Genomic DNA, 20,439 nt, shown 5'->3' with positions numbered 1-20,439 from the left:
TCACCCCTGGTGCTTCGCGACGCCCACGGCGGCGGTCGCGATCTCGTCCAGCAACGCCCGGTCGGAGTGCCCGCCGTAGAAGGCGCCCTCCACGATCACGACGGTGTCGCCCTTGAGTCGCGAAGCGTACGCGCGGCCAGCGACCTGTGGCGCGCTGGGCAGCCGAACCGTGCCGTCCCGGACCATGTCGGAGACGTTGCCGGTGCCGCTGGTGTCGGTGATGCCCTTGAGCTCGGACGCCTTCCCGTCGCTTGGCATCGTCACCGCGATGACCGACACGAGCGCCTTCGCCTCGCCGACGGTCGTGGCGTAGAGCCCCCTGCTGACCTGCTGGCAGGGGTTGTTCGCCAGCCAGTTCCGCACTTTCCCGTAGGACACGCCCGCGCAGTCGGAGGTGACGTCGGTGGGCGCCATCGCTCGGAACGTGAACCGCCCGGCCGTGACCTCGCTGGGCGTCGTATCGCTCGGCGACGTCGAGGTACCGTCAGTGCCGCCATCGGACGTCGCGGGAGCGGTGGTCGCCGGTTGCCCGCCCGCGGTCGGGGTCATCGCACCCGGATCGTGCCGGATCAGCCACCACACGAATCCGGACAGCACCGCGACTCCCAACAACGCCACCGCGAGCAGCAGCGCGCGCACGGTGGGCGAGCGCTGACCAGCGAGCGGCAGCACCGTCGTTGGGTTCTCGGGTCGTTGTCCTGTGGGGTGTGTCATGGCGGTCACTACCGTAGCCGCTCCCGCTACGTCAGCGCTCCCGCGTCACCGTCGTCGCCGGCGACTCGCCGGGTCGCTCGATGAACTCCGCCAGCAGGTCGGGCACGGCCTCGTCGGCGAACGCGACGCCCTCGGTGACGTCGACGTCCGGGATGGTGTACGCGCCGCTGCCCGCCGCCGTGGTCGCGACCAGCGTGAGCAACCCAGACCTGCGCTGGAAAATGGACTGCCGGACGGTCCAGCCGATCACGCCCGTGCGCTGCACCAGCGCGGTCGAGCGACGTGCCACGCCCCGGCGCGCAACCAGGTAGCGACCGGACAGCCCGTGGCCGAGGTTGCGGTAGGCGTCAACGGCGAGCAGCACCGCGATGGGCACGGCTATCACCGCGAACACCCACGGCACCGCCGCGACAAGACCCGCGAGCGCCGAACCAGCCCTCGTAGCGATCTGGTCGCCCGCCGCGAGTTCGACCGTCAGCAGCACGGCGAATACCAGCGTCACCGGGGCTAACGCCCACCGCAGCCGACGCGAGCGCGCGGCACGGGGATGCGGTGTCAGGCCGGTGAGCGCACCGGAGACGTCCGGTTCCCGCAGCACATCGGACACCACCCGCAGCGCCACCGCCCTCGGCGCGGCGGGCAGGAGTGTCTTGTGGTCGGTGCGCTCGCCTTGCCCCGTGCCGCCTTCGCGGATGCCGGTGGCGATGGCGTCGACACGTCCCGCCCGCGCGAGCCGGACACCGAGGGGTTCGATGATCTCCGCGCCGCGTAGCCGACGTTCCTCCAGCGAGATCGAGCGGCTGGTCAGCAACCCACGCCGGACGTGAAGCGTCCCGCCTGGCTCGCGGTCGAGCCGGTAGCCCCACCACATCTCGACGAACAGCAACAGCGCGCCGATCGCCCCGGCGAGCAGGACACCGATCACAACGGTGACGTAGCCGAACAACGCGGCGGCGATGAGCAGGTCGGACACGACCGAGCCCACGACGTCGTCGGAGTCCCCGAACCAGCTCGCGACGTTGGCGACCGCACCGACGGCGGCGGCGCCAAGCGCGGGCGTGAGCACCGACAGCGGCGCGTACGCGGCCCAGCGCCAGTCCAGCTCGGCGAGCGTGCCGTCGTCGGTGTGCGGCTCGGCGTCGGCGGCGTGCCGGAGCAGTTCCCGCCGCAGTTCATGCGCCCGTTCCCGCGAGACGGCGTCCAGCTTGACCTCGGACTCACCGGACTCCCCTGACTGCCCGGTACCGATCACGACGGCGGCGATGCCAAACAGTCGCTGCAACGGGCTCGCGGTGACGTCGACGGTGCGGATGCGGTCGCGGGCGAGCGAACGCCGCCGGTTCAGCACGAATGAGAACCGCAGCTCAAGACGTTCCTCGCTGAGGCGGTAGGTGGTGGCGCGCCAGCGGATGTAGTCGACACCGACGCTGAGCCCGAACACCACGAGCGCGCCGCCGAACACGGCGAGCATCGTGACACCGGCTGGTGTTCCCGACGAGATCATCGCCGAACCCGCGACCACCGCGCCCACGACGGCGATCACGCCGGTGAGCACCGCGGTCATGGTGATCATGCGCCGGTCGAGGCGCTCGGCGCCCTCCAGCTCGCTCATGTGGCGTCACCCGGCGTGGCATGGGTGATGCGGGTCAGCTCGGCGGCGAGGTCGGCGGCCAGTTCGGCGTCCAACCCCGCGATGCGGACGGCGCCCTTGGCCGACGCCGTGGTCACGGTGACGGTGGCGAGCCGCAGCAGTTGTTGCAGCGGCCCGCGCACGGTGTCGACGGTCTGGATGCGCGACATCGGCGCGATCCGGGATTCCTGCCAGAAGTAGCCGGTGCGGGTGTAGACGGCCGTGTCGGTGACCTCCCAGCGATGCACCCGGTACCACCACATCGGCATGAGCACGCCGTACGCGAGACCGGCCGCCGCGGCGATCCCGGCGAACACCGTCAGCACCGGCGCGACCAGGAACCCGATGAAGGCCAGCGCGGCCACGATCGGTGCCACGACGAGCGCGGTTCGGGCGCGCCACCACAGCAAGCAGCGGCGGTTGAGCTGATTCTTCGGCGGGCGCAGTCGCACCGTGTTCCCCATGCGCCTCACCCTAGTCATCCCACGCACGACGTCCGGCAGTACCGCGAGCGAGCCGCCGCGACGACGTCCGGCGAGTGTGAGTCGTTCTGGTCGCGACAACGACCACAACGACTCACACTCGCGGCCAAGGCACGCTCAGCCGAGCGAGGGCCGGTGGTGTGCCCAGGGACGTGCCGTTTCCAGCTGGGCGGCGACCCGCAGAATGCTCACCTCGTCGTGTGGCCTGCCGACGAGTTGCACCGACAGCGGCAAGCCGTCGGCGCCGAACCCGGCTGGCACGGCTGCGGCCGGGTTGCCAGCGACGTTCCACAGCGCGGTGTAGGCGATCATCGGCAGCGCACGTAGCTGTGCGGTCAGGGTGTTCGCGCCGTCCAGCGCACCAATGCGGCGGGGTCGGTGCGCGATGGTCGGGGTCAGCAGCAGGTCGACGTCGTCGAAGATCCGGTTGACCTTGGCGGCGAACCGGTCGGTGTTGGCGACCGACCACTGGATGGCCCGCTCCGGCATGAGCTTGGCCAGCGCCAGGGTCTGCTTGGTGCGCCGCTCCAGCAGGTCGGGCCGCTCGACCAGCTTCGCCTCGTCGCGCACACCGCCGTAGTACTGCGGCGTGAACATCGCGGTGGCGTCCGGGTAGCGCGGGTGGATCTCGCGGACGTCGTGGCCGAGTTCGCGCAACGCGGCCGCGGTGTCCGCCAGCGCGGCGACGTGCTGGGCCTCGGGGCGCAGGCCGCGCACGGCCGGGGTAGCGGAGTAGCCGATCCGCAGCTTGCCGGGCGGGGTCGCCGCTGCCTCGGCGAAGGTCATCCGCGGTTCCTCGGCGTGCCAGCGGTCGACGTCGACGGTGCCCCTGATGGCGTCGTAGAACAACGCACTGTCGGCGACGCCGCGGGTCAGCGGGCCGGAGGTCCCCAGCGTGAGCCACAGGTCGCGGTGCGGCGCGGTGGACACCCTGCCGCGCTGCGGTTTGAGCCCGAACAGTCCGCAGCACGCCGACGGGATGCGGATGGAGCCACCACCGTCGCCGCCGAGCGCCGCCGCGACCATTCCCGACGCGACGGCGGCCGCGGAGCCACCGCTGGAGCCACCGGGGGTACGCGTGGTGTCCCACGGGTTGCGGGTGGCGCCATACGCGGCAGACTCCGTGAACGGCCACTGGCCGAACTCAGGCATCGTGGTTTTGCCGACGATGACAGCGCCCGCGACACGCAGTTTGCGCACGACTTCCGCGTCAGCCGTAGCCGGCGTCCGGTTGGCAAGGCCGCCGAACGTGGTGACCGCGCCTTCGACGTCGATCTCGTCCTTGATCGCGACCGGCACGCCGTGCAGCGGCCCGCGCTCGCCGGCGGGGACGTCGTCCAGCCGTGCCGCCTCCGCGAGCGCGGCGTCCGCGAGCACGGTGCGGAAGGCGTTCAGCTCGGGGTTGAGTCGATTGATCCTGGCCAGCACCGCCTCGGTCAGCTCAAGGGAGCTGACCTCGCCAGTCGCCACGAGGTGCGCCTGCTTCGCGAGGCCCGCGTACATGAGTTCCTGGGTGTCCATGACAGGCATTGTCTCGGCGGTCGGGCTCGCTGGTCGGGCCGCCTGGTCAATCCTCGAGGGGCACGAGCCGCACGAACCGCACCCGTGTCCCCGCCTCGATCGGCACCGGCTGATCCAGGTTCTCGTACTGCTGGTCACCGATGAAGACGTAGTAGAACCCGTGCTCGAAGCCGTCGATGGCGGCACGCACCACCTCATCGACGTCGATTTGCCCACAACGCGAGCCGTTGACCGGGGTCTCCCGTTGGTTGTCGATGTGCTCCGCCGCGAGCACTCGCAGGAACCGTCGCAGCCGTTCAGGGTCGAGTTCCGAGCCGACCTCCCCGCGTACGACGTCGGCGATGAGCTGCCGCAACGTGACCGGCTGGCGAGGCTCGTAGGCGAACTCGTGTGGCTCAACCACGGCGTGGGACCGGCCGAGCACGCGAGCTTCGACGAGCATCACCATTCCTCCTCGCACGCGGACGGCCCCGATGCCTCACCCACTTGTCACCCCCACGCGCCAATCCGTTACGCACTATTTGCAGATATACCACCATGTGGACGCGGTCGTTCCGCCGAACGCGCGATGATCGTGTGACACCATTTCGCCCAATGACATGCGCCCGTGTGAAAGCCCGCCCGAGAATGACCCCAGGCTGGTCAGCGCGCCGCGAACACACGGGGTGGTATGCGGGCCCCCGCGCCGTCTGCGTAGGCTGAGCGATCAGAAGGGCCGGTAGCTCAGTAGGTTAGAGCAGGGGACTCATAATCCCTTGGCCGCGGGTTCGAGTCCCGCCCGGCCCACCGATTTAGTCATTGTGCGAACCACTCCGTTCGGCGCCGTTTCCGCTGGTAGGGCGGGGGCGGCCCCGTCGTTGTTGCGGGGTTGGGGGATGCGGAAGACCGGGATGAGCCGGTCGGGGCCGGTGATGGTGACCTTGGCGACCAGGGCTTCGACGAGTGCCTTGATCTGGTTGTGGGTGCCGCTGGTGATGATCTCGGCGATCTGATCGGCCACCGCCGCCAGGGTAGCGGGCTCCGGCATGGCGGGCTCATCGTCCAGCGCGAGAGTCAGCTCGTCGCGGCGGACGCGGAGTTGCTTGCTCTTGGCGCGCAGCTCGGTGAGCCGGTCGGCGACCAGCTCCTCGTCCATGGTGCCGCGCTCGAACGCGGTCAGGTACCGGGCGATAGCCACCCCGGTCTTGGTCATCTCGCTCTCGACCGTGGCGAGTTCGGCGTGCCGGTCGGCGTGCGCGGCCCGATGTTGCTTCTGTTCGTGGGTGATGGCGTCGGCGATGAGGTCGTGCCGGGTGCGGTAGAAGGTGGTCAGCGCGTCCAGGACGGCCGCGTCGACGGCGTCGGCGTTGAGCCGGCGGAAGTCGCACTTGCTGGCGTCGTACCTGGCGAGGTTCCAGCAGGTGTAGTAGCGGTAGGTGCGGTTCCGGCCGGTGGCGCGGGTGCCGATCATGGCCTTGCCGCACTTCGGGCAGCGCAGGCGGCCGGTGAGCACGTAGTCGGAGCCGGACGCGGCCCGGTGGGCGTGGGATTCGCCGCGTGCGTCGAGGATGGCTTGGGCTTGCTCCCATCGGGTGAGGTCGATGATGGGTGCGTGGGTGTCGGTCACGGTGGTCTCCCGGAACGTCAGTTCACCGAGGTAGACGCGGTTGTTGAGGGCGCGGATGACTTGGTAGCCGGACCACTTGCCGCCGGAGCTGGTGCGGTGGCCCCGGTCGTTGAGGATCTTGGCGATGGCGCGGGAGCCGAGCCGGTCTTTGGTGTAGAGGTCGAAGATCAGCCGCACGATCACCGCCTCGTGCTGGTCGACGATCAGTGTGTGGGTGGTCTTGTCGACCTGGTAGCCGAAGGGGCGTTTGCCGCCCTTCCACTTTCCCTTGGCGTGCTTGCGTTCCATCCCGGCGATGACGCGGTCGATGATGGTGTCGCGTTCGAACTGGGCGAACATGCCGAGCATCTGCACGAGCATGCGGCCCATTGGGGTGGAGGTGTCGAAGGGCTCGGTCGCCGATCGGAACACGACTCCGGCTTGGTCGAGTTCGTCGAGCAGCATCACCATGTCCCGCAGGTTGCGGGAGAACCGGTCGACTCGGTAGACGAGCAGCACGTCGATCAGTCCCGCGCGGGCGGCGGCGAGCGCGCGTTGCAGTCCGTCGCGTTCGGTGGTGGCGCCGGAGGCGTCGTCGGGGAACCGTGCCACGAGCCGCCAGCCGGGCTGGGAGCCGATGTAGGCGTCCAGGCGGGTGTCTTGGGCTTCGATCGAGTAGGGCTGGTGCTCGTCGTCGGTGGAGCGCCGCACGTAGATTCCCACCCGCACGTCGTCGCCGAGTGTGGTCATTGCGGCTTTCTTGGTGCGTTGCGCGGTCGTGGATCGCGCCATTATTCCGACCCCCTTGGTTGGTATTTCCGCGTGCCCTGTAGTGGCCGTTTCTTCGGCTAACTACAGGGCGACTACGCGGCTACTAGTGTCCCGATCTTGAAATGCGTTCACAAAGTCGGCCGAGTTTGCCGAGGATTTCTTCGGCGGTCTTGGTCCAGACGAACGGTTTGGGCTCGGCGTTCCAGGTGTCCACCCAGTTGCGCAGGTCCCGTTCCAGCGCTTGGAGGTTCTTGTGCACGCCGCGCTGCAGCAGCTGGCCGGTTAGGTAGGCGAACCAGCGCTCGACTTGGTTGAGCCAACTGCTGTAGGTGGGGGTGTAGTGGATGTGGAATCGGGGGTGTTTTTCCAGCCACCGTTTGATCTCGGGGGTCTTGTGTGTCTGATAGTTGTCGCAGATCAAATGGACGTCGAGGTCGTCGGGTACTTCGCGGTCGATCCGGTTGAGGAACTTGCGGAACTCGGTGGTGCGGTGACGTCGGTGGATGGCGGTGATGACCTCGCCGGTGGCGGTGTCGAAAGCGGCGAACAGCGTGGTGACGCCGTGCCGGACGTAGTCGTGAGTGCGCCGCTCGGGCATGCCCGGCATCATCGGCAGCACCGGGGCCGACCGGTCCAGGGCCTGGATCTGGCTCTTCTCGTCGACGCACAGCACGATCGCGCCGACGGGCGGATCCAGGTAGAGCCCGACGACGTCCACGACCTTGTCGAAGAACAGCGGATCGTTGCTGATCTTGAAGGTGTCTGCCACGTGCGGTTTGAGGTCGAACCGGTTCCAGATCCGGCCAATCGTCGTCTTGGACAAGCCCGAGTGCTTGGCCATCGATGCCCGCGACCAGTGCGTGGCATTCTCGGGCGTCTGCTCCAGGGTCGTAATCACCACATCCTCGATCCGGTCGATGGTGATCGACGGCGGCCGGCCGGGTCGCGGTTCGTCGCACAAGCCTTGCAACCGCCTGGCCGCGAACCGCTTGCGCCACCTGGCCACCGTCGGCCGCGACACCTGCATCGCGGCGGCGACCGACCCGTCCGTGGCCTCCGGCTCGGCACACGCCAGCACAATCCGCGACCGCAGCGCCAAAGCCTGCGAGGACGAGGCTCGACGCGACCAACGCACCAGCGTCTCGCGCTCGTCCTCGGTCAGCTCCAGGCGCACAGTCGGCCGTCCCATTCTCGACATGGGACAAATCTACACATTGATAACCAATTTGAGGTTCAGAACACTAGATCACTACCAACGTCGACTTAAAACCGCAGCTCACGGGCGGTGTGTCGTGCTTCCATTATCGCTCATCAAGCGCGGTAAGGGAAGCGGAAAAGCGTCGTTCTATGCGGCTTTTTCGTTGCCCTCCTTGCGGTTCTCCTGGTTGTTGCGCCATTGGCCGATGAGTGTGGCCAGGGTGGTGACGGCGAGGTCGTATTGCTGGGCGGTCATCGGTTCGGTGTCGATCCGCTCCACGCGCCAGGTGTCCTGTGTGGCTGATCGTGTGGGGCGGAACGGGAGCACGGTGGCGTCATCGCCACCGTTGTCGGCGTCGTGTTCGGTGTGGTCGGGTGTGTGCTGGGGCATGGTGCACCTCGGGTGGCCCGCGAGCCCGCACTCGATGGCTGGAGGTCGCGGGCGGCTGTCGGGCGGTGACTGGGCAACCGTCGATCAGCAGGACCCGCCGGCTCTCTGGTCACCAGCACCCCGGAAGCCTCCACAGTAGAGGGTTCGTGGTGGGGGTGATGGCCGCGCCGCTACGCGCGATTCAAGAACCGGCTGGGTCTGAACTGCTCCAACCATTGTGCCGCTTCGACTCCCCGACTGCCGTAGCACTCATCGGGGCCAGCGATCACCGGTTGACTGAACCCTTCCCACTGTCCACCCGAGACATTCGGCGAGACCGCCGCCGGGACCGCGAGACTCGGTGCGGGACTGGGTGTCTCGCTGGTCTCGTCGTGGTCTCGGTGGCTCGTCTCGGCTCGTCTCCGTGTCTCGGTGTGGTCTCGTCAGGTGCGGGACCGCGAGTGGACAGCTCGACGTACAACGGGTTCAGATTTCCCTGCTGTGCAAGAGAACGGCGGGCCGAAGCCAAAACGGACCGGCGCGGCCGTCATCGCTGTCGTTCTCACGGGATCAGGTCATCGTCGGTCACCTCCTTTCGGGCAGGCGAAAGCGTGCGGGAACCCGCGCGGGGAGAGGGCTTCAGGCGGCCCAGCGTGTCCGCCGGGGCCGCTGCGTGTCCGGTCGCGCCGGGGCTATCGGTGCGCGGTACACGTTGTCATCGTCTGCGTCATCGTCCGTGTCGTCGTAGAGCGTCACGTCGTCGAGGTCGTCATCGTCGTCCACATAGCCCGCCGGGTCGGCCGGTTCGGGCTGAGCTGTGTGGATGCGGCGCGACATCTCCCGGTCGTCCGGGTCGAACGCAGCCTCGTTCAACGGCTGGTCGGTGTTCGAGGCGCTATGCTCGACGGAGGGGCCACGTTGGGGCAGCTCCGCCAATCGGTACCGGCGCGACACGCTCTCGCCGCTACGCGGCGTCCACAGGCCCCAGACCGGCCCTGCTGGGCCGTCCCCGTGGCCGAAGGTCTTGCCGTCGCGGGTCGCGGTGGCGATCACGAACCCAGGATCTCCACCACCGAGCGCGCGGCGCAGCGCCGCCCGCAGGGCGATCTCCCGCCGGGGCGAGTGCACCGAGAACAGCAGAACGCCGAAGGCGTCGGTCGGGAAACCGCTGTAGTCGTCGAGCTTGCCCGTGACCTTGGTCAGCGATTCGGTGCCGGTGTCGTGTTCGAGGAAGAACCGCACCGTGCGCCCGTGCTCTTCCCAGCAGCCGTAGCCGTCCGGGCGCAGCCGGGTCTCCCGACCTGCGCCCTGGTACCGCCAGAAGAACTCGGTGCACCGCTTCTCCGACCACCACTGGGTCAGCCCGCTGATCTCACCCTCGCGGCCCGCCTCGCGCAGCCGGGCGGGATTGTGGTGCGCGGCCAGGGCGCAGAAGAAGTCGTTCACGCCGAGCTGATGATCCAGCTTCGGCCACAGCGCCAGCCGTTCCAGGCTCTCGGTGTACGCCTTCGGCGCGGGCGGGCGCTCCGCGCGCTGCGCGGCGATCAGCCGAGCGCCGAGGTAGCCCAGCGCGTAGCGCGTCTGGCTCGTCCCGCCGCGCACGTAGGACTCGCGGAACGCGAACACCACGCCCAGCTCCCGCAGGTGCCGCAGCCGGTCCTGCGCGCGGCGCACCGACAGGAACTCGATCGCGGCGATCTGGTTGGTGGTCAGCACCTTGTGCTCGGCCAGCAGGGCCAGCAGTCGCCGGTCCCGGTCGACCAGACGGAACCACAGGCCCGCGTCGGGTTCCCCGGCCCTCCGGCCGCCGCGTTCCGCGCGCCCCCGATGTGTGGATGGGTGAGAGTCACTCCTCAGTCGGCCTTCCGCCTGTTCCCGCCGAAACCACTGCTGACCAGCGGAGTTAGTAGCAGCGGCCTCGGCGTTTTGGTCGGCGGATTCAGAACGCCGAGCCCCCGCCGACCCAGACGCGGAACGAGACGCCAACCCATCCGCACCGACTACGTCACGACTGCCAGTGCGGTCAGCACTGTCCACCATGATCACCACCGCCTTCCACCCGGAGCGGCCGAGAGATCCCCGGCACCCCTCAACTCCGGATTTCGGCCCCGAAATTGACAGTGGTAATCAAAAAGTGACAGAACCGTGCTCTCGCTGTGACCAGCCGTGCGGTGATCATGTCGCGTCGATGTTCGGCGAGTGGTGACCATGATCGACCGTCCCTTCCAGTGTGCCAGGAACCCCTGCACTACTGAAGGCCGATTTTTCGGCCGATTTTGGACACCGACCCCGCCGCTGTGACCAGGCCGTTACCTCAGCCCATCTGCCGCCGCACGGGCCGCAACGAGCCTCGGGGGCCGCCGTGCGCGGCCATCGCGCTCACGACGCGCCGACCCGCCAACAGGGTCGATGAACTGCGGAAACAGTGAACCATGCGCAGCCGGTGGGCCAGGCCAATCACAGGTGGCCTGCTCACTGGCCGACCGACTGGCTCGCTACCGCCTCAGTCGAGCAGGACCTTGCGATTGCTCCAGGCAAGGTGCAACGCCGCCGATGCGCCGGGAGAGAGGCGCTTGGACTCGCGGAGCCATGTCAGGGTGTTCTCCTCGAAGGGAAAGGCTCGTGCGGGCATGGAGCCCTCCGAGTTGGTCTCGACGGCGTTGGCGAATAGTTCGTCGTAGGTGTCCGGGGCGATGACCGCGACGGTGAGAATGTCGCCGGCAAGTGTGAGCGCGTCGAGCGTGACACCGAGGCAGAACACGCGGATGTGACCGTCGCGCACCGCCTCGTCCATCGTGGTGAACGGTTCCAGCTTGTCGTATCGGATCGGCTTACCGGAGCCGTCGTACTCGTCATGGCCCAGCAGTTCCTCGGCGTACTCACGCTGGATGTTGCGCCAGATCGAGAAGTCGGCGGCGACGGCGGCCGGGATCACGGAGGAGGGCTGGAAGATGCCCGCGGGCAGCAGGTGTGCCATCCCGCCGCCGCCTGCGACGCTGGCGGAGTCACGCTGGTGAAGGACGACGCTGGGGCTGTCGCCGCCCCTGATGGTCAGGGTGCCAATCGCTCCCATGAGAGGTCGGCGGCCGAGGTCGAACGGGTCTGCGATCAGCTTGCGGAAGGTCAGCCGTCGCATGGAGGCGCGCGGCATGACGGTTTCCCGGTCGCTGTCGATGGCGAGGTGGTGGGCGGCGAGTTCGTGGGCAAGCGCCTCGTTGGTGTCGACCGCGTCGAAGAAGCCCATCTGCCCGAAGTGCATGCTCGGCTGCGTCCAGTCGAGTCCGAGCAGGCGGAAGCACAGCCGGTTCTCGAACAGGCGTGGCGCGGCGAGGTCGCGGATGGCGTCGTGGTAGCTGCGGTAGCGGGCGTCGATGGTGGCCAGCGGGCGAACCAGGGCGCTCTCGGGTTCTTCTCCGGTGATCGTGGGTTCGGCGGCCATGGAGTCCAGCGTCAGCGTGATCTCGTTCAGCCGGACAGGCTCGGCAGGTATCCAGTTCGGCGCGCTGATGACGCCTGTGTTCTTCAGTCCTGGCACGCGATGGTCGCGGTAAAGCGCCTCGGCGAGCACCGCGAGATCGCGGCGGTGCCTGCCCAAGGCCGACCGGACCTGGCGCCACTCCTCCTGGTCGCGCTCGACATGCGGCTCGGCGGTCGCGGGCGCGGTGGCGAACGTGAGCGGCGCGGGAAGAGGCTCGGTCTGGTCCTGCTCGGGTCGGCCAGAGCGCGGCCTGCGGAAACCGAGTTCGTCGCCCGCGCAACCGAAGAACTCGGCGAGCAGTCGGCGATAGAAGGGCTGTGGCCACACGACTTCGCCGCGTTCCCATCGGCCGATGGTCTTGCGCGTGATCTGCGGGTGCTTGCCGTACCGGGTGGCAAGGTTCGTCAACTCGTCAGCCAGGTCCTGCTGGGACAGCCCGCCCCGCTCGCGCAGGGCGATCAGCACGGTGTTCGGTACGCGGGGCTCATCGGGTGACACAGGATCAACGGTAGGGCGTGCCACACCCGCAGATCAGGAATGTCCCCCCAATGTCCCCGATCTGGCCCAACTGTGGGCACTCGCTGTGGTCGTGTTCGTCCCTGCTGCCTGGTGAACTCGTAGACGCAGTTACACCACGTCAGCCGGAGGCGACTACCAGTGAGTGATCGTATTGACGCCGCTCGGCGACCGACGAGCGCACCCCTGGTACCGGGGATTCCGGGGCTGGCCTGGGCCGACACGCGTGCCGCCGCCGTCGACCTGGCGCAGCACGGCTGGCCCGTGCTGCCGGGAACCTACCAACTTGCCGAACACGGGGCTTGGCTGGGCAGGCGCGGCGCGGCAGGGCTGGAACCGGTCGCTCCGCTCTGGCAACTGGCCACGACGACCAACCCGGACGTGGCGATGGAGTGGTGGACACGGCGGCCGTACTCCGTGCTGCTGGCGTGCGGAGCCGGGGTCGACGGGATTGAGGTACCCGCCGCCCACGGGCAACGCGCGCAGGCGCAGCTCTCGCCGGCCCGGCGTGGTCCGGTCGCCGTCACACCCTTCGGTTCGTGGTTGTTCTTCGTGCGCAGCGACGACGAACCGCTGCGGCCCGAGCTGGCCGCGAACGGACATGCGCAGTTGCACGCGAGCGGGGCGTGGTTGCCCATCCCTCCAACGGCGCGTGGTGGCCTGCCGTATCGCTGGCAGGTGTCCCCGTCCACCGTCGGCTGGGCGCTGCCCGCCTCGGGCGAGGTTCAGCGAGTGCTGATCGCGTCGCTGAGCCGTCGAACCGGCGGCGCACGACCCAGCCTCGCCTGAGTAAGCCGCGCCTGCGCCGAGGATGCCCCGACCGCCCTCGGTGCAGGCGCACCCATGCCCAAATCAACCGAAGGGGAGGTGCCGATCATGGCTGACCGCGGTGAACAGGCCACACAGCACGTGGCGCGTGTGCGGGAGATTTTGCCGCGATCCGCGTCGATCATCGAGGCGTTCCGCGACATCAGCAGCAGAGATCATCCCGGCCAGCTCGTCCTCGACACCGCGAACGAGCTGGCGGCCCAACACGAGCAGCAGTGGCAGGCCGAGGATGTCAGCCGCGCTTCCGGCGCGTCCGCCGACGCCATCGCCGAAAGCAAGCGGCTCATCGACGACCTCAACGCCCGACGGGTCGCCCTGGTGGAACGGATCGACGAGTGGGTGTCGACCCAGGTCCACAGCCGCGCGGACGCCTCGCTGCACACCGAGACCCTCGGCTCGGTCGTCGACCGCCTGGCGATCGCATGGGTCCGCGCGAACAGCCTGATCAACTCGGGCGGCGCCCGCGATCGAGCCCGCTTGGCCCTGCGGCAGCTCGCCGAGCTGGCCGACGCCTACGACGACCTGGTCCGCGATGTCGCCACCGGCCACCGACGGCTCCCGGCGTGGCGGCCCCTGAAGACCTACCGGAGCGCATCGTGACCACAGAGACGCACCAGCACCTGTCGGTGTCGCTCAACGGCGTTGACAACGTCGGGAAGACCACGCAACTCGCCTGGCTCCAGCGTGGGATGCCCGACGCCCACCTCGTGGGCACTGTGGATGCCTGGGATTCCCGATGGCGCGAGGTCGCGGCGGGCGACTTCGCCCATTGGTGGTTCGTCGGATCCACCACGGCCGAGCACGTCGGTCTGATGCTGGGCAGCCACGTCGCCCGCCGCGACGCGAGCGGACCACTGGCACTGGAAGACCGCGGCTTACCCATGCTCCGGGCGACCTGCGCCGCCACCGCCGCGCTCAAGGACGGACTGTCCCCGACAAAGGCGCTCCGGCTGGTGGACCGCCTCGCGGCCGATCTCCCGGCCGCCGCATCTCGGCGGGAAGTCCACGTGCTGTTACGCCGGTCCGGTGACCCGGCGCGGGAAGCGGCCGAGGCGCTGCGGCGCGAGCCACGACCGGCCAACGAACGGTATGCCACCTATCAGCGCACGCTCGCGGAGGTCGTGTCCGTCCAGGTTGAACGCGGGGACTACCACGCGGTGCTCGACCTCGGCGACGCCCCGATCCTGGAGGTCCAGCGAACGCTCCGGAGCCACCTGGCTGACGCGGGTGTCACCGTGGAACCGCTGCCGAAGGACGTGCTGGACCGGCTGTGGGTGCTGGGCGGCATGTCGGAGAGCGGCAAGAGCACGGTCGGCGAACTGTTGCGCGACGAGCACGGCGTAACGAGGTTGAAGATCGGCTACCTGCTGGAAGTCGCCGCCATGCGGGCTGGAGTCGTCGACCCGTACGAGCACTGGTCGGAGCGGGAGCAGGCGGAGCGGCTTACCGAGGAAATCCTGCGGTTCGCCGAGACAACCAAGGCACGCACGATCAGCCTGGAAAGCGCGCACCGCTTCGAGGCGACCGCGCACCTGAAACGGGTCTGGGGTGACCGCTGCCAGGTTGTGTACGTCGATGCGGACACGACCGTCCGGGTGAGTCGCGCGGCGGAGAGCGAGTCCCGGTTGCGTGGCCGCGACGCGACCAAGCGCGAACGCGGAGCGGACCGGATCGCGGAGATCGCCGATCACCTCATCGACAACTCCGGGTCGCTGGGCGCGCTCAAGCTCGCCGTCAGTCGAATCGCGTCGACCGTGAACCTGCCCAGGGTGACGCTCCACGCGAGTGGGCCGGTGCCCCAGAGCGGATGGTTGGGCCAGGCCACCGACCACGTGTGCGACGAGCAGGTCGCGCTCGTGCTCGCAACCGGCAGCACGGGGACCACGAGCTGGCGGGATGGGTGGAGCGATCTTGACCTGCTCGTGGTTCGTGACACCGCGCCCGCCGCCTGGCTGCGGGACGTTGCGGGCACCCTTCCCGCGCCCGACGGGATCAAGGTCGGCCTCAGCGTCTTCACCACCGCCGACATCGACGCGCTGCGGGTGCCACCGCGCGTCGTGCAGTCGCTGCGCCGCGCTGCCCAGGGGGTCGGCGTGCTCTACCGGCGAGCGGGCCATCTGCTGCCGGTGCCGGCCGCCGCACACGGCGATCGCACCAGCCGAGGCGAGTTGGGACTCGTGCTGATGACCACCCGCCGCCTCCTCACCGCCGATCAGCCGGACGTGCGCGCCGTGCACAAGCACCTGGTGCTGCTCGCCAAGATCGTGCTGCGCGCCGACGGACACGACCTCCATGACGCCGATGACGTGCTCACCGCGTTCCGCGAGTTTCACCCCGCCGCCGAATGCGCGCCGCCTGAGCTGTCTGACCTCATCCGTCGCCCCAGTGATCCGGTCCTGCGCGGACAACTCGTCGACGTGACGGACCGACTGTTGACCTACCTCGACCGACTCGACCACATCGTGAGGACCAGCGAATGACCACCGTTCCCGAAGATCTCGCCTACCAGGCTCGGCGCATTCGCCGTCTCGGCGTGCCCCCACAGACTCGGGATGTCCGGATCGTCCACGAGCTGGACGGCATCCTCGACCAGGTCCACCCCGCGACGTTGCTGCGGACCGGTAGCGCGCTGTGGGAGGCGTGGTCGCGCCACCCGGACTTCACGGCCCCTGACGTGCTGCTCGGATTGGATGCGGGCGGCATCCTGCCCACCGTCGCCGTCGCATGGGCCGGCGACCTGCCGTACCGCCTGGCCTGGAAGCTCGACCTCGACCTGCCCGACAAGCGGCGCTTCACCGAACCCCATGCCCGCCGCACCGAGGTCTTCACCTACGGCGACCTCGCGGGAACCCGCGTGCTCATCGTCGATGACGAGATCACCACAGGGAACACGCTGGCCAACCTGATCACGGTGCTCCGCGAGTCGGCCGTGGAGGTGACCGGCATCGCGTGCTTGATCGAGGACACCACCGGTAACGCCCGTCCGCTGTTGGAATCGCTGGGAGTACCGCTGTGCACTCTCACGCGACTGTGAGCCCGTGGACGATCGAGCCGGTGACGCTGCAACGCGGCGGGCCGGTCATCGTCCCCCGCCAGCACGCACCCCTGGCCCGCGCGCTGCCCTTCCGGCGCGCGGCCGGGGAGCTCCCGTCCTACACCAGTGGCGCAGACGTGATCGGCGAACGCGGCTGGTCGGTCGTTCTCGGTGACCGCGGTCTCGGTGATGCTCTGCTCGCGCTCGGACTCGTTCAGGCCCTCGCCGACGGGACCGGGCGCGACATCGAACTCCACTACGAGGGGCCTCGTCCACGCCTGATGCAACGCTGCCGGCTGCCGTGGAGCACAAGCCACACTGAAGGCCCGCACACCGTTAGCACCAGGCACGGCAAGGGATTCACATTCCACGCGATCCCCGAACGGCCCCAGGCGTGGCTGGACATCCTGGACGACGAACTCGTGGAGGTCCACGCCGCTCTGCCGATGCGGTACTACCTCGCCGCGGAACAAGCTCTCGGCGTCCGGCTCCCCGCCGACCGCGCGCCGCTTCCGACGTTCATGTCGACGGAGCGGGCACGACCGTTCCACGTCGTGTTCGTCTCGGCGACCAGTTGGCCGAGCCGGAAGGACTACGGTGCAAGCGGCTTCGCCCGCATCGGGGCTGTCCTCGCCCAGCGCTTCCCGGCGCCGTGGACATTCACCTTGATCACCAGTAGCTATGCCGAGCCGATGGCCTTCGACGGCGTCACGGTTCTGGCCGGGTTGGATGCGGTGGACTGCCTGGACGTGTTCGCGTCAGCCGAGGTCGTGATCGGCAATGACACGGGCCTGACCCATCTGGCCGCGCTCACCGAACGCCCGGACGGAACCGGACCACATGTGATCGGGCTCTACGGTCGCCACGCCCACACCAAGTGGACCACCGGGAGGGCACGTCACCACGCCATCGCCACCACGTTCTCGCAGATGCTGGCCCTCGCCGACCGCTGCCCGGTGCGCGACCACCTGGACGACGCACTGTGGTCGCAATCAGCGAGCCTTGCCGACCTCCCGGCGGAGGTCATCGCCGAGTTCGCACGCGACCTCGCCGGTTGGTGGTGACTGCTCATGCTGAGGATCACCAACCACCGCCGCTTCACGGCCAATCACACCTGGCACGTCGACTGGGCCGGACACGCGCTGTTCGTCAAGGCCAACCCGAACCACGACGAGGCCAGTGCCGAATGCGCAGGACACGCGCGCATCCGCGAGTTCTACCCCGTACCAGTGCTGCGTGGCGCGCGACGGGTCGCCCGCTGGACCGTGCTCGCCTACGACCGGTGGCCGCACCTCGGCCACGATCACGGCCTGCTGCTCGACGAGATCACCCACGCCGACCTCACGGGCGACCTGGTGCGCCTCGACACCTGCCTGACCGCGGTGTTCCGCCACTACCAGCACGTCATCGGCAGCACCCTTCGCCCCACGACCCACGGGGAGACGACCAGCAAGCTCTACGGCGACCGCGCCGCTCCCAATGGCCGCCTTGACCAGTACTACAGACCCAACGCACCGTGGCCGATCGGCAGTGGAACCCGGAGAGTCCGCCCACAGGATCTGGCAGACGTGCGACTGGTCGTCAACGGCCGCGAGCACACCGTTGACTTCGCCGAACTGATGACCAGGCTGCGGGTCCACTTCGCCCGCCACAGCCCGGTCTGGGCCGCTATCACCCAGGGCGATCCCACCGACATCAACATCGGCTGGTCGCCCGAGGGTGGACCGGTGTGGTTCGACTACGACACTGGAGGACTCAACGCGCTGCCCGGCGAGTTCGCGTGTTTCCTGCTCTACCAACGCCTCCACGGCGCATGGCTCACACCGCACTACAACCGGGCCGCGTTCGACGATCACCCCTCAGCGCTCACCCCGGCGAGCCTCGCCGAACCCGTTGTCCAGGTCGAACGCACCGGTTCATCGCTGGTGATTGACTATCGGCACAGGCCCAGCCGAGCCCGCCGACATGTCCTGTGCCGCTATCTCGATGAGGTCATCCGGCCCATTGCCCGCCATCTCGGCATCGACGACCTGATGGCGTGGATGCGCCCGTACCTGGTGATGCGGCTGCTCGCCGTCTACCACCTCGCCGACCTCGAACCCCATGACACTGCGCTGTCGCTGGCCCTGCTCGCCCAGGCACTGGACCCCGACACCAACTTGCCGGACTTCCTCGCCCTCACACCATCAGATGCGGAGGTCAACTGACCGTGGCCCGTCCCGTCGCCATCGTCACCGGAGCCGGTTCCGGCATCGGCGCGGCCATCGCCGCGCGCCTCGCCGACCGGTACGACCTCATCCTCACCCACCTCCACGACGACCCGGATCTACACAACGTGCTCGCCACCGTCGAACAACGCGGCGCTGCCACAGCGGCGATCACGGGCGATCTCACCGACCCGCTGACCATCGACACGCTCGCACACGAAGTCGAGCACGCCGCCGACCGGCTGGAAGTCCTCGTGTCCAACGCCGGCGCCTATCCGCGTATCCCCTGGACCAGCCTCGACCTGGACACCTTCCGCGAGCAGATCGAGATCAACCTGATCACTCACGCGGCGTGTGCCCAGCTCGTCACGCCATCACTCACAGCGCGCGGCCACGGCCGCATCATCACCGTGTCCTCGGTGCTCACCCAACTCGGCCGCGTCGACCTCGCCGCCTACATCGCGGCCAAGAGCGGCCTGGAAGGACTCGTCCGCGCCCTGGCCCGAGAACTCGGACCACACGGCATCACCGTCAACTGCGTCCGCGCGGGCTCCATCGAAGTACCCGCCGAACACGCCGTCGTCCCCGACCACGACGCGATGATCACGCGACAGCTCAACCGCCAGTGCGTCAAACGCCGTGGACACCCCGACGACATCGCCGCCGCCGTCGACTTCCTCGCCTCCCCCGACGCGGGGTTCATCACCGGCCAGTGCCTCACCGTCGACGGGGGCTGGTGCATGACATGACCCCCGCCGCGCTCTGGATGCGCCACGGCACCTGCGACGACGGACTCTGCCGCCCCGGCGCCCACGCCCGGCCCGACAGCCCACTCACCATCGCAGGCACCGTCGAAGCCGAACTGACCGCCCGCGAGCTGCGCGACCATCGCTGGCAACCGGCACTCATCGCGTCCAGCCCAGTGCGCCGCGCTCGCCAGACCGCCGCCATCGTCGCCCGCGTATCGGACAGCCGACTTGCCGAACCGATCAGCGCGTTCGCCGATTGGCGCGCCCCACACTGCGTGCTGGGCCTCGCCCCCAACCAGTACCCGCCCGACTACATCACCTGGCGGCAACAGCGCGCCGACAACCCGGACAGCGCCCTGCCCGGAGGCGAAAGCCCCCGGGCGTTTGCTGAACGCGTACTCGAAGCCGCGACCATCGCCAGCGACCTCGCCACCGAGCACGGCCCCGTGCTGATCGTGTCACACCGGCTGCTCATCGGCGCCCTCGCCGCCCTGCACCACGGCTACCGCCACCCCGCCGACATCTTCGGCTACGCCAGCGACTTCCGCCTTGCCCCTGCCCATCTGTGGGCACCACCCAGGGAGACCACGTGATCAACGATCAAGCCGACCACCGGATCTTGCCGCACGAATCGGCCCACGAGCGAGCCGTCCGCCACCGCCTCGCCGACCTGCTGGCCGATACCCCCATCCCGCCCGAGGAACTGGTCGACAACCTGGCCCTGTACCTGCGCAGGCAGCCCCTGACCGACCTGCTGTCCCTGGACGCGCTCTACCGGATGATCCTCAACGTGCCCGGCGTGATCATGGAGTTCGGCGTGCACCGCGGACGACACCTCGCCGCCCTGACCGCGTTGCGCGGCGTGTACGAGCCGTACAACCCGCACCGCCGGATCATTGGCTTCGACACCTTCACCGGATTCCCCGACGTGACCGACATCGACACGACCAGCCCCAGCGCCGTCGCTGACCGGTTCGCGCTCACCGACGGCTACCCCCACCACCTGCGCGACGTGCTCGACGCACACGAGCAGGGCGAACACCTCGGCCACATCCAGCGCACCCTGATCGTCCAGGGCGACGTGCGCGAAACCCTCCCGCGCTACCTGACGGACAACCCGCACACCGTCATCGCACTGGCCTACTTCGACCTCGACCTCTACGAGCCCACCCGCGACGCCATCGACGCCGTCCGGCCGTACCTCACCAAGGGCAGCGTGCTCGCCTTCGACGAACTCGCCCACGCCAAGTGGCCGGGAGAAACCGCAGCCCTGCGCGACACCCTCGGCACCGACCACGGCACGCTGCGCACACTGCCCGGCCGCGCCACCCCGACTTACCTGCGGTGGGGCACGTAG

At 68.8% G+C, this 20,439-nt stretch carries 19 protein-coding genes and 1 tRNA gene; 10 read left to right on the top strand and 10 right to left on the bottom strand.

The features are described from left to right. From ACFQGD_RS13865 to ACFQGD_RS13845, 5 genes are all read right to left on the bottom strand, one after another. On the bottom strand, positions 1–714 hold the full coding sequence (locus ACFQGD_RS13865; protein WP_345398093.1) for a hypothetical protein: 714 nt from the start codon (positions 712–714) through the stop codon (positions 1–3). Positions 715–745: 31 nt separating this feature from the next. Beyond that, complete coding sequence (locus ACFQGD_RS13860; RefSeq protein ID WP_345398090.1) at positions 746–2,326, bottom strand: PH domain-containing protein; 1,581 nt, start codon at positions 2,324–2,326, stop codon at positions 746–748. Continuing rightward, entirely contained in the window at positions 2,323–2,808 is a 486-nt protein-coding gene (locus tag ACFQGD_RS13855) for a PH domain-containing protein (protein ID WP_345398087.1), read from the bottom strand. The genes ACFQGD_RS13860 and ACFQGD_RS13855 overlap by 4 nt, the downstream gene beginning before the upstream one ends. 135 nt (positions 2,809–2,943) lie before the next feature. Further along, positions 2,944–4,347: an amidase gene (locus tag ACFQGD_RS13850; RefSeq protein WP_345398085.1), complete on the bottom strand. Its 1,404-nt coding sequence runs from the start codon at positions 4,345–4,347 to the stop codon at positions 2,944–2,946. Positions 4,348–4,393: 46 nt separating this feature from the next. Further along, positions 4,394–4,789 (bottom strand): hypothetical protein, encoded by a 396-nt coding sequence (locus tag ACFQGD_RS13845; protein WP_345398082.1) that lies wholly within the window; start codon positions 4,787–4,789, stop codon positions 4,394–4,396. A gap of 270 nt (positions 4,790–5,059) precedes the next feature. Between ACFQGD_RS13845 and ACFQGD_RS13840 the strand changes: the two genes are divergently transcribed. Next, positions 5,060–5,133 (top strand) — tRNA-Ile (locus ACFQGD_RS13840). On the opposite strand, the gene ACFQGD_RS13835 is transcribed toward ACFQGD_RS13840, so the two are convergent. The 5 genes from ACFQGD_RS13835 to ACFQGD_RS13815 all read right to left on the bottom strand — a co-directional run bounded on the left by ACFQGD_RS13835 (position 5,093) and on the right by ACFQGD_RS13815 (position 12,246). Then, entirely contained in the window at positions 5,093–6,682 is a 1,590-nt protein-coding gene (locus ACFQGD_RS13835; protein WP_345398769.1) for a recombinase family protein, read from the bottom strand. The genes ACFQGD_RS13840 and ACFQGD_RS13835 overlap by 41 nt on opposite strands. Before the next feature lie 124 nt (positions 6,683–6,806). Then, complete coding sequence (locus tag ACFQGD_RS13830) at positions 6,807–7,901, bottom strand: IS630 family transposase (RefSeq protein ID WP_345398079.1); 1,095 nt, start codon at positions 7,899–7,901, stop codon at positions 6,807–6,809. Positions 7,902–8,048: 147 nt separating this feature from the next. After that, positions 8,049–8,291, bottom strand: coding sequence for a hypothetical protein (locus ACFQGD_RS13825; protein ID WP_345398076.1), 243 nt, complete (start codon positions 8,289–8,291; stop codon positions 8,049–8,051). A gap of 618 nt (positions 8,292–8,909) precedes the next feature. Continuing rightward, positions 8,910–10,310, bottom strand: a complete 1,401-nt coding sequence (locus tag ACFQGD_RS13820) for a replication-relaxation family protein (RefSeq protein ID WP_345398073.1) — start codon at positions 10,308–10,310, stop codon at positions 8,910–8,912. Between the two features lie 463 nt (positions 10,311–10,773). Next, entirely contained in the window at positions 10,774–12,246 is a 1,473-nt protein-coding gene (locus tag ACFQGD_RS13815) for a helix-turn-helix transcriptional regulator (RefSeq protein WP_345398070.1), read from the bottom strand. Positions 12,247–12,405: 159 nt separating this feature from the next. On the opposite strand from ACFQGD_RS13815, the gene ACFQGD_RS13810 reads away from it, so the two are divergent. The 9 genes from ACFQGD_RS13810 to ACFQGD_RS13770 all read left to right on the top strand — a co-directional run bounded on the left by ACFQGD_RS13810 (position 12,406) and on the right by ACFQGD_RS13770 (position 20,439). Next, a complete protein-coding gene (locus ACFQGD_RS13810; RefSeq protein WP_345398067.1) occupies positions 12,406–13,053 on the top strand; it encodes a bifunctional DNA primase/polymerase in 648 nt (215 codons plus the stop codon). 87 nt (positions 13,054–13,140) lie between these two features. Beyond that, positions 13,141–13,692 carry a DUF4254 domain-containing protein gene (locus ACFQGD_RS13805; RefSeq protein WP_345398064.1) on the top strand — a complete coding sequence of 184 codons (552 nt, stop codon included), beginning with the start codon at positions 13,141–13,143 and terminating at the stop codon, positions 13,690–13,692. After that, positions 13,689–15,572 (top strand): hypothetical protein, encoded by a 1,884-nt coding sequence (locus ACFQGD_RS13800; protein ID WP_345398061.1) that lies wholly within the window; start codon positions 13,689–13,691, stop codon positions 15,570–15,572. The genes ACFQGD_RS13805 and ACFQGD_RS13800 overlap by 4 nt, the downstream gene beginning before the upstream one ends. Then, on the top strand, positions 15,569–16,126 hold the full coding sequence (locus ACFQGD_RS13795; RefSeq protein ID WP_345398058.1) for a phosphoribosyltransferase: 558 nt from the start codon (positions 15,569–15,571) through the stop codon (positions 16,124–16,126). Before ACFQGD_RS13800 ends, ACFQGD_RS13795 begins: the two co-directional genes overlap by 4 nt. Before the next feature lie 20 nt (positions 16,127–16,146). Further along, positions 16,147–17,190 (top strand): glycosyltransferase family 9 protein, encoded by a 1,044-nt coding sequence (locus ACFQGD_RS13790; protein ID WP_345398055.1) that lies wholly within the window; start codon positions 16,147–16,149, stop codon positions 17,188–17,190. Positions 17,191–17,196: 6 nt separating this feature from the next. Continuing rightward, positions 17,197–18,333, top strand: coding sequence for a hypothetical protein (locus tag ACFQGD_RS13785; RefSeq protein ID WP_345398052.1), 1,137 nt, complete (start codon positions 17,197–17,199; stop codon positions 18,331–18,333). Positions 18,334–18,335: 2 nt separating this feature from the next. Next, positions 18,336–19,082, top strand: coding sequence for an SDR family NAD(P)-dependent oxidoreductase (locus ACFQGD_RS13780; protein WP_345398049.1), 747 nt, complete (start codon positions 18,336–18,338; stop codon positions 19,080–19,082). Next, positions 19,079–19,675: a histidine phosphatase family protein gene (locus tag ACFQGD_RS13775; protein ID WP_345398047.1), complete on the top strand. Its 597-nt coding sequence runs from the start codon at positions 19,079–19,081 to the stop codon at positions 19,673–19,675. The genes ACFQGD_RS13780 and ACFQGD_RS13775 overlap by 4 nt, the downstream gene beginning before the upstream one ends. Beyond that, positions 19,672–20,439 carry a TylF/MycF/NovP-related O-methyltransferase gene (locus ACFQGD_RS13770; protein WP_345398044.1) on the top strand — a complete coding sequence of 256 codons (768 nt, stop codon included), beginning with the start codon at positions 19,672–19,674 and terminating at the stop codon, positions 20,437–20,439. Before ACFQGD_RS13775 ends, ACFQGD_RS13770 begins: the two co-directional genes overlap by 4 nt.

The organism is Haloechinothrix salitolerans (genome assembly GCF_042662605.1).
In the GTDB taxonomy this organism is placed as follows: Bacteria; Actinomycetota; Actinomycetes; order Mycobacteriales; family Pseudonocardiaceae; genus Haloechinothrix_A; species Haloechinothrix_A salitolerans.
The sequence above is the reverse complement of the archived record's forward strand: the minus strand, read 5'-3'. Positions and strand labels throughout refer to the sequence as shown.

Excerpts from the sequence above, each read along its gene's own strand:
- ACFQGD_RS13865 (WP_345398093.1), bottom strand. The coding sequence starts at position 714 with ATGACACACCCCACAGGACAACGACCCGAGAACCCAACGACGGTGCTG.
- ACFQGD_RS13860 (WP_345398090.1), bottom strand. The coding sequence starts at position 2,326 with ATGAGCGAGCTGGAGGGCGCCGAGCGCCTCGACCGGCGCATGATCACC.
- ACFQGD_RS13855 (WP_345398087.1), bottom strand. The coding sequence starts at position 2,808 with ATGGGGAACACGGTGCGACTGCGCCCGCCGAAGAATCAGCTCAACCGC.
- ACFQGD_RS13850 (WP_345398085.1), bottom strand. The coding sequence starts at position 4,347 with ATGGACACCCAGGAACTCATGTACGCGGGCCTCGCGAAGCAGGCGCAC.
- ACFQGD_RS13845 (WP_345398082.1), bottom strand. The coding sequence starts at position 4,789 with ATGCTCGTCGAAGCTCGCGTGCTCGGCCGGTCCCACGCCGTGGTTGAG.
- ACFQGD_RS13835 (WP_345398769.1), bottom strand. The coding sequence starts at position 6,682 with ATGACCACACTCGGCGACGACGTGCGGGTGGGAATCTACGTGCGGCGC.
- ACFQGD_RS13830 (WP_345398079.1), bottom strand. The coding sequence starts at position 7,901 with ATGTCGAGAATGGGACGGCCGACTGTGCGCCTGGAGCTGACCGAGGAC.
- ACFQGD_RS13825 (WP_345398076.1), bottom strand. The coding sequence starts at position 8,291 with ATGCCCCAGCACACACCCGACCACACCGAACACGACGCCGACAACGGT.
- ACFQGD_RS13820 (WP_345398073.1), bottom strand. The coding sequence starts at position 10,310 with ATGGTGGACAGTGCTGACCGCACTGGCAGTCGTGACGTAGTCGGTGCG.
- ACFQGD_RS13805 (WP_345398064.1), top strand. The coding sequence starts at position 13,141 with ATGGCTGACCGCGGTGAACAGGCCACACAGCACGTGGCGCGTGTGCGG.
- ACFQGD_RS13795 (WP_345398058.1), top strand. The coding sequence starts at position 15,569 with ATGACCACCGTTCCCGAAGATCTCGCCTACCAGGCTCGGCGCATTCGC.
- ACFQGD_RS13785 (WP_345398052.1), top strand. The coding sequence starts at position 17,197 with ATGCTGAGGATCACCAACCACCGCCGCTTCACGGCCAATCACACCTGG.
- ACFQGD_RS13775 (WP_345398047.1), top strand. The coding sequence starts at position 19,079 with ATGACCCCCGCCGCGCTCTGGATGCGCCACGGCACCTGCGACGACGGA.